12 protein-coding genes are annotated in these 13,380 nt (G+C 69.8%); 5 read left to right on the top strand and 7 right to left on the bottom strand.

What is annotated here, in order from left to right:
* Positions 1 to 2: 2 nt before the first annotated feature.
* Positions 3 to 1,028 (bottom strand): 3-deoxy-7-phosphoheptulonate synthase, encoded by a 1,026-nt coding sequence (gene aroF / locus OZ403_RS31855; RefSeq protein WP_140795040.1) that lies wholly within the window; start codon positions 1,026 to 1,028, stop codon positions 3 to 5.
* Positions 1,029 to 1,234: 206 nt separating this feature from the next.
* On the opposite strand from aroF, the gene OZ403_RS31850 reads away from it, so the two are divergent.
* The 4 genes from OZ403_RS31850 (at position 1,235) to OZ403_RS31835 (ending at position 4,663) form a co-directional block, all read left to right on the top strand.
* Positions 1,235 to 2,485, top strand: a complete 1,251-nt coding sequence (locus OZ403_RS31850) for an NAD(P)/FAD-dependent oxidoreductase (protein ID WP_268782511.1) — start codon at positions 1,235 to 1,237, stop codon at positions 2,483 to 2,485.
* Positions 2,482 to 3,138 carry an Isoquinoline 1-oxidoreductase subunit gene (locus OZ403_RS31845; protein WP_140795038.1) on the top strand — a complete coding sequence of 219 codons (657 nt, stop codon included), beginning with the start codon at positions 2,482 to 2,484 and terminating at the stop codon, positions 3,136 to 3,138. The genes OZ403_RS31850 and OZ403_RS31845 overlap by 4 nt, the downstream gene beginning before the upstream one ends.
* A gap of 33 nt (positions 3,139 to 3,171) precedes the next feature.
* The gene (locus OZ403_RS31840) at positions 3,172 to 4,149 is read left to right on the top strand and encodes a sigma-70 family RNA polymerase sigma factor (RefSeq protein ID WP_268782510.1); all 978 of its coding nucleotides are present in this window, start codon (positions 3,172 to 3,174) and stop codon (positions 4,147 to 4,149) included.
* A 94-nt stretch (positions 4,150 to 4,243) separates the two neighbouring features.
* Positions 4,244 to 4,663: a VOC family protein gene (locus OZ403_RS31835; RefSeq protein ID WP_140795036.1), complete on the top strand. Its 420-nt coding sequence runs from the start codon at positions 4,244 to 4,246 to the stop codon at positions 4,661 to 4,663.
* 61 nt (positions 4,664 to 4,724) lie between these two features.
* Here OZ403_RS31835 and OZ403_RS31830 read toward each other — a convergent pair whose 3' ends face one another.
* From OZ403_RS31830 to OZ403_RS31810, 5 genes are all read right to left on the bottom strand, one after another.
* Positions 4,725 to 5,603, bottom strand: coding sequence for an alpha/beta hydrolase (locus OZ403_RS31830; protein WP_268782509.1), 879 nt, complete (start codon positions 5,601 to 5,603; stop codon positions 4,725 to 4,727).
* 73 nt (positions 5,604 to 5,676) lie between these two features.
* Positions 5,677 to 5,799, bottom strand: coding sequence for a hypothetical protein (locus tag OZ403_RS31825; RefSeq protein WP_268782508.1), 123 nt, complete (start codon positions 5,797 to 5,799; stop codon positions 5,677 to 5,679).
* A 37-nt stretch (positions 5,800 to 5,836) separates the two neighbouring features.
* Positions 5,837 to 7,249, bottom strand: a complete 1,413-nt coding sequence (gene nhaA / locus OZ403_RS31820) for a Na+/H+ antiporter NhaA (protein WP_140795034.1) — start codon at positions 7,247 to 7,249, stop codon at positions 5,837 to 5,839.
* 173 nt (positions 7,250 to 7,422) lie between these two features.
* Positions 7,423 to 9,636, bottom strand: a complete 2,214-nt coding sequence (locus OZ403_RS31815; protein WP_140795033.1) for a xanthine dehydrogenase family protein molybdopterin-binding subunit — start codon at positions 9,634 to 9,636, stop codon at positions 7,423 to 7,425.
* Complete coding sequence (locus tag OZ403_RS31810; protein ID WP_140795032.1) at positions 9,633 to 10,100, bottom strand: (2Fe-2S)-binding protein; 468 nt, start codon at positions 10,098 to 10,100, stop codon at positions 9,633 to 9,635. The genes OZ403_RS31815 and OZ403_RS31810 overlap by 4 nt, the downstream gene beginning before the upstream one ends.
* 251 nt (positions 10,101 to 10,351) lie before the next feature.
* On the opposite strand from OZ403_RS31810, the gene OZ403_RS31805 reads away from it, so the two are divergent.
* A complete protein-coding gene (locus tag OZ403_RS31805) occupies positions 10,352 to 11,728 on the top strand; it encodes a HAMP domain-containing sensor histidine kinase (protein ID WP_140795031.1) in 1,377 nt (458 codons plus the stop codon).
* A 114-nt stretch (positions 11,729 to 11,842) separates the two neighbouring features.
* Here OZ403_RS31805 and OZ403_RS31800 read toward each other — a convergent pair whose 3' ends face one another.
* Entirely contained in the window at positions 11,843 to 13,306 is a 1,464-nt protein-coding gene (locus OZ403_RS31800) for a hypothetical protein (protein ID WP_140795030.1), read from the bottom strand.
* Between the last annotated feature and the right edge of the window lie 74 nt (positions 13,307 to 13,380).

Genomic DNA, 13,380 nt, shown 5'->3' with positions numbered 1-13,380 from the left:
GCCTATCCCAGCCTGACCACTTCGCGGCCCATCGCCTGGGCGATGGCGCGGACCTCGTTCATGGACTTCTCGAACTCGGAGAAGTCCAGCGACTGGGCACCGTCCGACTTCGCGCGCGGCGGGTCGGGGTGCACCTCGACGATGATGCCGTCCGCCCCCACCGCCGTCGCCGCGCGCATCATCGCCGGCACCGCCTTGCGCACGCCGATGCCGTGCGACGGGTCCACGAAGACGGGCAGGTGCGAGAGCGCCTTCAGCATGGGCACCGCGTTGAGGTCCAGCGTGTTGCGCGTCATCGTCTCGAAGGTGCGGATGCCTCGCTCGCAGAGGATGACCTGCGTGTTGCCGCGGGCGACGATGTACTCGGCCGCCATCAGCAGTTCCTTGATGGTGGCGCTCATGCCACGCTTGAGCATCACGGGCTTGCGCAGCTCACCCACGGCCTCCAGCAGGCTGAAGTTCTGCATGTTGCGCGCGCCAATCTGGAGGATGTCCGTGGCGTCGGCGACGGCCTGGAGCGTCGCGGTGTCCTTCACCTCGGTGGTGACGAGCAGGCCCGTCTCCTGGCGCGCCTCGGCCAGCAGCGCCAGGCCGTCACCCTTGAGGCCCTGGAACTCATAGGGGCTGGTGCGCGGCTTGAACGCTCCACCACGCAGCATGGTGGCGCCCGCCTTCTTCACCGCGTGGGCGGTGGAGAGAATCTGCTCGCGCGACTCCACCGAGCACGGGCCGGCGATGACGTGGAAGGCCGAGCCGCCAATCGTCAGGTCGCCGATGCGCAGCTGCGTGTCGTCCGGCTTCACCTCTCGGCTGACGAGCTTGAACGGCTGGGAGATGGCCACGGCGTCAGCGACGCCAGGGAGCACGCGGAAGGGCTCCGGTTCCACCGCGCCCGGGTTTCCGGTGATGCCAACGGCCGTGCGAGTGCCCCCTGGAATCGCGTGCGGTTGCCAGCCACGGCGGCGGATCTCGTCGTTCACACGCTCGATGTCCTGGGCCGTCGCGTCGGGTCGCATCACGATCAACATGGGGCTACCTGCTTTCTCTCGCTCCGAGGGGTGTTGTGGGCCGGGAGCATTCCGGCGCCGGGTTGCACAGGTGTGACGGGCAACAGCCGGTGTTTCTGCATCAAGTGTCGGTTGCCCGCAACCGCATCCGAGTCTCCCTTGCGCCTCCCACGCTTATCAAGCGAGCGTGGGCGCTTTTCTTGAGCAGGACGTGTGGAGGAGCGCGCGTGTCGTATCCGGAGGTCATCGTCGTCGGGGCGGGGCTCGCGGGGTTGGCGTGCGCGCGGGCGCTCGTCGCGTCACGGGTGAAGGTGTTGCTGCTAGAGGGAAGTGACGCACCGGGGGGCAGGGTTCGCACGGATGTCCATGAGGGCTTCCTGCTAGACAGAGGCTTCCAGGTGTACCTGTCCGCGTATCCGGAGGGCCGGCGCACGTTGGACCTGGAGGCGCTGTCGTTGCGCAGGTTCGTCCCCGGCGCGAAGGTGTGGCGGGGGGGCAGGTTGCACACGGTCGTGGACCCGCTGCGCCGCCCCGTGGAGGCGCTCGGGCACCTGTTCGCTCCCGTGGGGACGTTCGGGGACAAGCTGCGCATCCTGGAACTGCGGCAGCTGGCGCTCTCCGGTGAAGTGGAGGACGTGTGGCAGCGGCCGTCACGCACGACGCGGCGCTACCTGGACGAGCTGGGCTTCACGGAGGCTCTGCGTGAGTCGTTCCTGCGCCCCTTCTTCGCCGGCATCTTCCTGGAGCGGGAGCTGACCACGTCCAGCCGCTTCCTGGAGTTCGTCTTCCGCATGTTCTCATCCGGATACGCGGCGGTGCCGGAGTCGGGGATGGGCGCCATTCCAGAGCAACTGTCGGCGCGCCTTCCTCCGGGCCTGCTGCGGATGCGCGCGCCGGTGGCGGACGTGTGGGGACACCGCGTGCGCCTGGCGGACGGAGAGCTGATTGGCGCCAAGGCGGTGGTGGTGGCCACGGACCCGGCGAGCGCGGTGGGGCTGCTGCCGGGCATGGTGCCACCGGTGATGAACCGGGTGACGTGCCTCTACTTCGCCGCGCCGGAGCCGCCCGTGGAAGGGCCGTGGCTGCTGCTCAATGGCGAGGGGCGGGGCCGGGTGAACAACGTGGCGGTGATGAGCGAGGTGTCACCGGCGTATGCGCCTCGGGGACAGGCGCTCGTGTCCGTGTCCGTTGTCGGCGCCACGCCGGACCTGGACACGCTGCAAGCCGAGGTGCTCGCGGAGTTGACGGACTGGTTCGGTCCGGCCGTGTCCGCATGGCGGCACCTGCGCACCTATGCGATTCCGCTCGCGCTGCCCGCGCAGCCTCCGGAGGTGTTGGAGCCGCCTCGCCGGCCGGTGCGGCTGTCACCGGGACTGTTCGTGTGTGGAGACCACCGGGACAATGCCTCCATCGACGGCGCGCTGGTGTCGGGCCGCCGCGCCGCGGAGGCCGTCCTGAGAGAGTTGGAGCGCGAATGAGACACCGGGGGCTCTCCATCATCGTGTTGGGCGCCGTCATCTCGGGGGTGGGCTGCAAGTCCACCAAGAGCGCACCGGATGCCGCGGGAACGCAGGCGGCGCAGGATGTGGGGCTGTCACTCCAGCCCGTGTCCGCGTTCGCCGCCATCACGGATGAGAAGCAGCGCTCCGCCGCGCTCTTCGTCGAGGCGGGGCGTGTGATAACGCACCCTCGCTGCGTCAACTGCCACCCGGCCGATGGCGTACCCCGGCAGGGCATGGACCGGCGTCGGCACGTGCCCGCCGTGACGGGCGGGCCCACGGGACATGGCACTCCCGGACTGCCTTGCTCCTCGTGCCACCAGGCGCGGAACACGCCATTGGTGGGCACGACGCTGCGGAGCGTGCCTGGCAATCCGAAGTGGGCACTGGCGCCAGCGGAGATGGCGTGGGTGGGCGTCCCCCTGGGGAAGATTTGCGAGCAGCTCAAGGACCCCGCGCGAAACGGCGGAAAGTCCCTGGACGCGCTGCATCACCACATGGCCGAGGACGTCCTGGTGGGGTGGGGTTGGGACCCAGGTCCTGGCCTGGAGCCCGTGCCAGGCACTCAGCGTGCATTTGGTGAGCTCATCCGCGCTTGGATTGACACGGGGGCTGCCTGTCCGAGCCCCTGACATGACCTGATGGGCCTGATAGACAGCTCATCGATGAAGGACCTTCCGGATTCTGGGAAGCAGGCATTCGCCTTTGAGGAGCACCGCTCGGCGCTCATCGGCCATTGCTATCGCATGCTGGGTTCTGTCTCGGAGGCGGACGACGCCGTCCAGGAGACGATGGTGCGCGCCTGGCGCGCGCTGGACCGGTTCGAGGGCCGTGCGTCTCCACGGACCTGGCTGTACTCCATCGCCACTCGCGTGTGCCTGGACGCCTTGTCGGCGAGCGGGCGCCGGGCGCGGCCGATGGAGCTGGGGCCCGCATACTCCATCGACGGGCCGCTGACGCCGCTGCCGGCGAACAGCTGGATTGAGCCCATCCCGGACGCGCTGGCGGTGCCGTCGGACGTGGACCCCTCCGAGCAGGTGTCGCTGCGTCAGAGCATTCGGCTCGCGTTCCTCGCGGCGCTCCAACACCTGCCCCCCAAGCAGCGCGCGGTGCTGCTGCTGGCCGAGGTCCTGGGCTGGCCGGCCACGGAGATCGCCGAGACGCTGGAGACGTCGGTGGCCTCGGTCAACAGCGCGCTCCAGCGTGCCCGGGCGACTGTGTCGGACCTGGGACTGGAGGACTCCGAGTTCCGGGTGCCTCAGTCCGACGCGCAGGCGGCGTTGCTGAATCGTTACGTGGATGCGTTCGAGCGCTACGACATGGACGCCTTCACCGCGATTCTCCACGAGGAGGTCACCTTGTCCATGCCCCCCTACACGCTGTGGCTCCAGGGGCACGAGCCCATTCGCGGCTGGTTCCTCGGGCGGGGGGCGGTCTGCAAGGACTCCCGGCTGGTGCGGACCGAGGCCTGTGGCTCACCCGCCTATGGCCAGTACCACGCGAGCAGTGACGGCGGGCCCTTCATGCCGTGGTCGCTCATCGTCCTGGAGCTGTCCGGTGGACGCATCGCGGCGATGACCCACTTCCTCGATACAGAGGCGTTGTTCCCGCGGTTCGGCCTCCCCAAGGAACTCCCTAGGTAGGCGGGGCGCGGAGAATCTCTCTGAAAAAGGACCGATGATTTCGGTCCGCCTCTGGAGTCAAAGCCTTCGTAACCCACCCGCCCTGGAGGCGAACATGAAGGTCAGCCGTCCCCGTAAGCTCTTCCTCAACCTGCCCGTGGCCGACCTGAAGCGGTCGGTGGACTTCTTCACGAAGCTGGGCTTCGAGTTCAACAAGGACTTCACCGACGAGCACGCCACCTGCATGGTGGTGGGCGAGGACGCGTTCGTGATGCTCCTCACGCACACCCGCTTCAAGGACTTCATCAAGAAGCCACTGCACGACGCGCACCAGACCACCGCGGGCACCTATGCGCTGTCCGCGACCAGCCGCGAGGATGTCAATGAGCTGGTGAAGACCGCGCTGGCGAACGGCGGTTCGCCCGCTGCGGACGCCATGGACATGGGCTTCATGTACGGCGGGAGCTTCTACGACCCGGACGGTCACCACTGGGAGGTGGCCTGGATGGACCCGAACCAGATGCCTCCGCAGTAGTCAGCGGACGTGGCGTGCCGCGTGGATGCCCAGGGCTTCCGCGCGGCGCGCGGGCGCTTCGTCAGGGCGCGCTTTCGGCGGCCACCACGGGAGGCAGCCACTTGCGCAGCACGCCAGGCGAGCTCTTCCGGTAGATGTTGTCGTGACGCAAGTCGGGCCGGGGTTCGACTTCCCACTTCAGGCCCGCGGGCGCGCTGGTTCGGAGGACGTCCTGGAGCCTCGCCACGGCGGGGACGATGTCGTCCGTTTCATTGGCGGAGGACACATAAAGTCCCGCGCGCAGGTCCGGCCGTGCCGCGAACCATTCACCCGCCCCCTTCACCAACGACTCCGCGTTCCACCACAGGCTGGGGCTCAGCGCGAGGTAGGTGTCGAACAGGTCCGGCTGGAGGAAGAACGTCTCCACGATGAAGTAGCCCGCGAGCGACTCGCCGATGATGGCCCGCTCCTGCGTCACCCGGTAGCGGCGCTCCACCTCCGGCAGCAGCTCTTCGTGGATGAAGGCTCGGAACGTCGCCGAGCCTCCCGTGACGGGGGCGACCTCCAGGTCCGACGCCACCGTGGTCGGGCCCGTCATGTCCCGCCGCCGCACGGTGTTTTCGATTCCCACGATGATGAGGGGCCGCAGCTCACCCGCGCGGATGGCCGTGTCGACGGTGGTGGCCAGGTGCGGGAAGTCCTCCTTCAGGCCACCGTCGGGCATGTAGAGCACCGGGAAGCGGCCCTCCGCCGACGTCGTGTAGCCCGGCGGAAGATAGACGGTGATGTGGCGGGGCTCCTTCAGCTTCGCGGACTCGATGGTGAACGTCTGGTGGGGAGGCACGGGCTCAGTCACCGCGGGCCGGGTGCTCGCACACGCGCCCCCCAGTACGAGCAACAACAGCCCCACGCACTTCATCGATGTCCGCATCACTTGCTCCCGCAGTGTTCGACGAGCCATCGAGGCTCGTGACCGGGATAGTGCCCGAGCCCTGGATGCGTCGCCAGGAGGCGTCCACGTGCGCGAGCTCGGGTCAGCGCACCTCGATGTGGTGCGCGCCGTGAGGCATCGGCAGGCGTCCGAGGTTCCCCAGCGCGGGCGCGGTCTTCGCGTCGTCGATGGGAGCCGCGTTGAACAGCGGGTCGTCTGGCAGCACCCGCGACAGGGCCCGGCTGCTGTCGAGCTGGGCGGTGTTACAGCGCCGTCGAACGCTCCGCCTCGTCCGCGGACCTCGCGGCGCCGGGCCGCGCCGAAGCGGTGAGCAGCCACCGTCCCAGGACGAGCGAGAGGACAGCGGCGGCCCCGCTCGCGGCCAGCACCCCCAGCTTCCCGGCGGCGAGCAGCTTCGTCTCCGTGAAGGCCAGCTGCGCGATGAACAGGGCCATGGTGAAGCCGATGCCCGCGGTGCTTCCCAGCACCAGCAGCTCCCGCATGCCCAGGCCCTTCGGCAACGTCGCGAGCCGCAGGCGCAGTGCCAGCCAGCAGGCCCCAATCACGCCCAGGGGCTTGCCCACCAGGAGCCCGGTGGCCGTCGCGAGGGCCACGGTCCACGACGCGGCATCGAGCGGCTCACTGGAAATCGACACCCCCGCGTTCGCGAGCGCGAACACCGGCATGATGCCGAACGCCACCCACGGATGCAGCGTGGCAATCAGGCTCTCCGAAGGGGACATGGCCTCACGGCGCGCGGCATCGACCCGGCGCAAGGTCTCCGAGAGGTGATGGGAGGACAGCTCGCCCGGCTGCGCCTGGGCGATGTGTTCGAGTTCGGTCCGGGCGCCGGTGACGAATCCTTCCGGACCGAGCCAGGTGCGCACCGGCGTGATGAGCCCGATGATGACGCCCGCGATCGTCGGATGAATCCCCGCGGAGTAGACGCCCGCCCAGGCGACGAACGCTGGAACGACGTAGGCCCACTTCGAGCGCACGCCAAACCGCTGCATCGCGAAGACACCCACGATTCCCAGCGCCGCGACGAGCAGCCCGGTGACGGCCACGCCCGATGAGTAGAACACCGCGATGACGATGATGGCGCCCAGGTCGTCGATGACCGCGAGCGCCAGCAGGAGCACGCGCAGGGCCGGCGGGACTCGGCTCGCGAGGAGCGTGAGAATGCCCACCGCGAACGCGATGTCCGTTGCCATGGGAACGCCCCATCCCGACCGCGTGGCCGGAGCGTCCGCCAGGAGGAGGTAGATGCCCGCTGGCGCGAGCATGCCCCCCAGCGCCGCCGCGGCGGGGAGCGCGGCACGCCGCCACTCGGACAGTTCGCCCTGGTGGACCTCGCGACGAATCTCCATTCCCACGACGAAGAAGAAGATGGCCATCAGGCCGTCGTTGACGACCCATTCGAGGCTGCGCTCGAAGGTGAAGTCACCGACGCGGAGCCCGAGCGGCGTGTGCCAGAAGCTCGCGTAGCTCTCCGCCCAGGGAGAGTTCGCCCATAGGAGCGCAAGCGCCGCCGCCACGAGGAGCAGGATGCCGCTGGCTGCCTCGATGTGGAGGAAGCGCTCTAGCGGCCACCTCGCGAGCTTGGAGAGGCGAAGCAGTGGGGCCCAGGCCTCGGGCGGAAGGGGAGGCTGCCCCGGTGGCGTGGTCGTCGACATACGCTGTTCCCGCCGGCTGCGTTGCCGGCTGGGATGGCGGCCCGACCATCCGAGTTCCTGCGGCGTTCATCGCCGCACCCTTCCACTTCGAGCGCAGATTCACATGGCGCGCGGCCTCCGTCGAGTGTTGTCGACGTGAGCGCGGGCCATGGGCTTGCCCCCTCGGTGCCGCCTCATCGTGTCTGGAGCGCCGCCGCCAGCCGCTCCGGCGTCAGCGGCAGCTCCCTCAGCCGGGCCCCCGTGGCGTCGAAGATGGCATTGGCCAGCGCAGCCGAAGTGGGGCCCTGGGATGCTTCACCCACACCCAGGAGGGGCTCTCCAGGACGCTCGATGAGCGCGACCTCGATGGGCGGGACTTCCGAGAAGGTGAGGATGGGGTACGTGCGCCAGTCTCGCGAGGTGACGCGCTGGGCGTCGTAGCGGACCGCCTCCTTCAGGCTCCAGCTCAGCGACTGGATGAGCCCGCCCTCGAGCTGGTTGGCGAGCCCATCCGGATTGACGACCTCGCCCGCATCGGCGGCCAGGACCGCGCGCAGCAGCTGGATGGCGTGGGTCCGAGGGTCGACGCGCACTTCGATGCAGACGGCGCAGTAGCTCGCGAGGTTCTTGTAGCGCGCGAAGCCGATGCCGCGCCCATGGCCCTGGGGCCTGGGGGCGGTGGTCCAGCCGAAGCGCTCCGCTGCTTTCTGGATGACCGCCTTCGCGCGCGCGTCGTGGAGCTGCCGGAGCCGGAAGGCCACCGGGTCCACCTTCGCGGCGTGGGCCAGCTCATCCATGAAGGACTCGATGGCGAAGATGTTGCCGTAGGCCCCCAGGCCTCGAAGCGAGGAGACGCGCAAGGGCATTCGCGTGACGAGATGGGTCGTCACCTTCCGGCCCGGGAAGCCGTAGAGCGGAATGGCGTTCCGGTCCGCGGCGTAGTTCGGCGGTCCGCCATTCCGGGGCATGGGCATGGAGAAGGGCGACGCGAGCGAACGCCCCGCCAGCAGATTTCCCGGGTGGCCTCCAGGCCGGGTGCTGTGCGGCGTGGACCACAGCGCATAGTCCCAGTCCAGCACGTTGCCTTCCGCGTCCACGCCCGCGCGCACCTTCATCACCATCGCGGAGCCATAGGGCTCGCAGGCGTGCTCGTCCTCGCGGGACCACTGCACGCGCACCGCGTGGCCGGGGAGGGCGCGCGCGAGCAGCGCGGCATCGGCGGCGACGTCGTCCGCGCCGTTGTGGCCGTAGCAGCCGGAGCCGGGCAGGTGCTTGCCGTGGACCCGGTCCACCGGGACGCGGAGCATCCTCGCGATGGCCGCGCTGGTGTCGAAGACGCTCTGGCTGTGGGTGTGCACCGTGAGGCGCTCGCCGTCCCACTCCGCCACCGCGCAGGACGGGCCAATGGCACCGTGCATCTGGTACGGCCGCAGGTAACGCGCCTCGATGGTGTGCGTGGGCGCGACGTCGGTGGGCCGCACCGTGTCCTCGATGACGCTGTCCTGGCTGGGTTGCTCCAGCAGCCAGGTGTACGGGTCCGGGGGCAGGGTGGCCTGTTCGCGCCAGCGGGCGCTGCTCGCGAGCGCCGCCGCGGCCTGGATGGCCTGCCACTCCTTCGTGGCGAGGACGCCCAGGAAGTCGCCGTCACGCACCACCTTCCGCACGCCGGGCATCTGCTCCACCGGCGCGGCGTCCACCTCCGTGAGCGAGGCGCCTTGGGACGGCGCGCGGATGACGCGGCCGTGCACCAGGTTGGCGGGCCGGTAATCGTGCACGAAGCTCGCCTCGCCGGAAATCTTGCCCGGCAGGTCCACGCGCGGAACCGAGCGACCCGCATGATGGCGCTCGATGGGAGGCTTGGGCTTCACCGTGCCCGTCGCCTTCCTGTTCAGTGCCTTCCCGCCGACGAGGCTCCAGTACGAGATGGAGGCACCCTTCCCGCCGCCAGCCCGGATGGTGCCGTCCCGGACGCGCAGATGCTCCACCGGGATGCCCAGTTGCTTGCTGGCCATGGCCAGGAGGATGGCGCGAACCTCGGCGGACGCGTAGCGCACCGCGGTGCCGCCCTGGGAGACGGAGTTGCTGCCGGCGGTGGTGCCTTCGTACGGCGACAGCTCGGTGTCGCCGGAGATGAAGGTCAGCCGCGAGATGCTGACGTCCAGTTCGTCCGCGCAGAGCTGCCCGAGCGCCGTCAGGATGCCCTGGCCCAGCTCCACCTTCCCCGTCTTCAGCGTGACGACGCCGTCCGCGCCGATGCGCAGCCACGCGTCGAGGTCGCGGGTGCGCCGCAGGCTCCCGGGAAGCCCGGCCTCTTCCAGTGCCGCGCCCAATGCGCGTGGGCCCGTGAGGGCGAAGGCCAGCACCAGCGAGCCTTGGAGCACCTCGCGGCGGCTCAGGCGGAGGCTCATCGCGCCAGTTCCTCCGCGGCGCGCTGAATGGCTCGGACGATGCGGTTGTGTGAACCGCACCGGCACAGGTTGGCATCCAGCGCCGCGCGAATCTCCGCCTCGGTGGGCCGGGGCTTCTCCTTCAGCAGGGCCGCCGCCGTCACCACCATGCCGGGGATGCAGTAGGCGCACTGGCCGGCCTGCTCGGCCACGAAGGCGTTGTGGAGCGGGTGCGGTGTCCCATCCGGCGCGCGCAAGCCCTCCACGGTGGTGACGTTCCGGCCGCTCAGCGTGGCCGCCGGCACGACGCAGGCGCGCAGCGGTGAGCCATTGCTCAGCACCGTACATGCGCCGCACTGGCCCACGCCGCAGCCATACCGGGCTCCGTGAAGTCCCAGTTCATCGCGCAGGATGTAGAGGAGGGGCGTGTCCTCGGGCGCATCGACGGCGTGCTCCCGGCCGTTGACGTTCAAGGTGAAGCTCATGGCGCCGGCTCCTCCCGGAAGACGGTGGACTCCGCAGCGTATGCCACGCATGTCCTGGCCCGGAGGAGATGTGGCCTGGCGCGGCGATATCCCGCCACCGGGTTGCCATGCCGTGAAGCAGTGCACATCCCGGTGAGGGTGGGTACAGCACGGGTAATGGCTGCTGGTGGATGCCGTTCGCGGGAGGGTGGGTTGGGATGCCCGTTCGCGCCACGTATCGGATAGGGTGGGGCTTTCCCCAGGAGGGCGTGATGCGGTTGCGGACCTTCCTCACCCTTGGAGCGGTACTCCTTGCGGTTCTGGGGCTGGGGTCCGCGGGTGGGCTCTTCTGGATGACCACCCTGCTGCAGCGGCAGACCACCAGCCTCATCGACGCCGCGGAACGGGTGCGCGCGGCGGCCGAGCTGGAAATCACCTTGCTGCTGCTCCAGTACGCTCACGAAGTGGAAGGTATCGGGCCCACGGACATCGGGCCGCGCGTCGGGGTGGACGCGCTGGTGCGCGAGGTGCCGGAGCGGCTGGCCCATGTCGAGATGTACACGGAGACGGAGGCGGAGCGCGGGCTGGTGGCGGCTTCCCGCGCGAGCGTCGAGGCCTATCTCAATGCGCCGGAGCCGGACCGGCGGCGCCGGTTGGCGCAGGCAGTGGATGCGACGCGGGCGGTGATGGACTCCAGCATCGCGCGGGCGCGCACGGCTCGCGACGAGGCGACCGCCGTGCGGAGAACGGGGCGGCTCCTTGGCACGTTGCTCGCGGTGTCGGTGCTGACGGGCGTGGTGCTGTTCCTCACCATCGCGCAGACGAGCATCTACCGGCCGCTGGTGGCCATCCGCCGCGCGTTGAGTGCGTTCAAGTCAGGCCGGCGTGAATCCCGGGTGGCGCGCGCGGGGCCGCCAGAGCTCCAGGAGATTGGCGCGGAGTTCAACGACATGGCGGAGACCGTCACCAGTCAGGACGCGCGGCAACTCCAGTTCCTCGCGGGCGTGGCGCACGACCTGCGCACGCCGCTCAACGCACTGAAGCTGTCGGCGCAGATGCTGCTACGGGCCAAGACGGCGCCTCCGCCGGAGAAGGTGCGGGATTCGCTGGTGCGCATCTCCAACCAGGTGGACCGGTTGGAGCGCATGGTGGGCGACCTGCTGGACCGGACGCGCATCGAGGCGGGGAACCTGGAGCTGCGGCTGGAGGAGTGCGACTTGCGCGGGTTGGTGGAGGAGGTGGTGGAACTCCACCGGCCGTCCAGCGAGCAGCACCGGCTGGAGTACTCCGTGCCGGACTCGCCCGTGCCCTGGCGGTGTGATTCGACGCGGCTGTCGCAGGTGCTCACCAACCTGGTGAGCAACGCCATCAAGTACTCGCCCGAGGGTGGGGTGGTGTCGCTGCGGCTGGAGTCCTCGGAGCGCGACGTGTCGGTGTCCGTGACGGATGAAGGCGTGGGGATTCCGCCCGGCGACCTGGGCACCCTCTTCGAGCCGTTCACGCGCAGCCGGACCGCGGCGAAGGACATCCCCGGCGTGGGCCTGGGGCTCTCCGTGTCCCGCCGGATTGCCCGGGCGCACGGGGGGGACATCGAGGTGGAGAGCGTCGTCGGCACGGGCTCTACGTTCCGGCTCCGCCTGCCGCGCTAAGGGGCGTTCAGGGCGCGGGTGTGCATCTGCTCGTTGCCCACGCCCGGGACGATGCTCCGGGCGTGTGACACCGTGTCTGGAGGCCGGAAGCCATGCTTCCGGCCTCGCGGGACGTCAGTGAGTCGGTGAGGCGACGTGGCCGCGGCCCGGCGGCGGCGGCCGCGCACCGGGCGGCGGCGCGGGCACCACGTGCGCCATGCCACCGTAGGGGCCCGGCTGACGGCCGTCACTCACGGTGCTCAGCCGCATCGAGAGGATGGCGGCGCTCTCCAGCGACACGTCGCGGCGTTCCACCAACTCGTTCACGGGCACGTCCACCGAGCCCAGCAGCTCGCTGCCGTGCGGCCCGTCCATGTACACCTGGAAGCCGACCCGCCGGCCGTCGAAGGCATTGGCGACGGCGACGAACTCGGCGTCGTAGTCCGTGTAGATGCCGTTACGCCCCTGCGTCGTCAGGTGCATGCCATCCGGGTGGTGGACCTCGATGCGCAGCCGCGGGCGGTTCTCGTGCGGGATGCTCATGGCCAGGTCCTTCACCAGGTCCGTCATGCCGCGCTGCCGGACCATCTGGGTCACCCGGTTGGCCAGCCGCATGAAGATGTCGTTCGACGCGCCCACCCACGCCCTTCCATCCGGCCGGCCTGGCGTCACCAGCACCGAGTGCAGGACGAAGCGGTAGGGCCGCAGCTGCACCCGCTCCAACTGGTGGGTGGCGAAGCCGTCGTCCTGACCCGTGCGCAGCGCCACATGGTAGGCATCCGCCGCCCCGTTCCAGTCGCGGCCCGCGATCCGCTGGTCGGCGAGGGCCATGTGGCGCACGTACTCCTCCAGCGGCGCGGCCCGGCCACCCTGCCGCAGGCTCAGCGCGGCGCCGTAGCTCTGCTGCGCGCGCCCCCAGTCATGCTGCGCCCGCGCGGCGTCACCCTCGCGCGACAGCCGCTCGACCTCCTCGGTGATGAAGTGCTCATACTCCGCGGCGATGTTCTGCGCCCACGCCGAGGCGGAGGCGTCCAGCCGCAGCACCAGCTGCGCCAGCTCGTGGGCCGCGATGAAGTGGCCCTCGAGCAGGTACCGGTCTGCCTGGGCACGCCCCTGGGTGGTGATGATGCGCCGCACGTCCTCCGCGTGCGTCTTGACCTCGGGCACCGGGGACAGCTGCAGCGCCCGGTCCATCAGCGAGGCGGCCTCCGCGTACTGCCCCCGCTGCGCCTGCTCGACGGCCGTGTCCAACTGCGTCATCGCCACCTGCTGCGCCGCGTGCGCGCGGAACGAGGCGATCTCCGCGTTGCCCGGCTCCACGGACAGGGCGAAGTCGGACTCGGCGAGCGCACAGCCCCAGTCATTCACCTGCGCGCACGTCTGCGCCCGTTGCCGCGCATCCTGGAGCGCCTTGCTGCGGGCCGTGTCGAACTTGAGTTTGATTTCGGGGCTGTCCGGCTCGCTGGCCAGCGCCTGCCGGTAGGACGCATACGCGGCCTTCCAATCCCCCACGGCCGCGGCGCGGTCTCCCGTCTTTTCGTGCGCTGCGCACGCACTGAGGACCACGGCTGCGAACAACCCCAGAACCACTCGCTTCATGTCGTCGGACTCCCCTCGATATTCCGAGGGACGATAGCCGACGCGCCCCGGGGAAGCCGATACCCCCGTCCCGG

Origin of the sequence: Myxococcus sp. NMCA1 (assembly GCF_026810205.1) — a bacterium.
Lineage (GTDB): Bacteria > Myxococcota > Myxococcia > Myxococcales > Myxococcaceae > Myxococcus > Myxococcus xanthus_A.
This window is presented reverse-complemented; position numbering and strand designations above follow the sequence as displayed.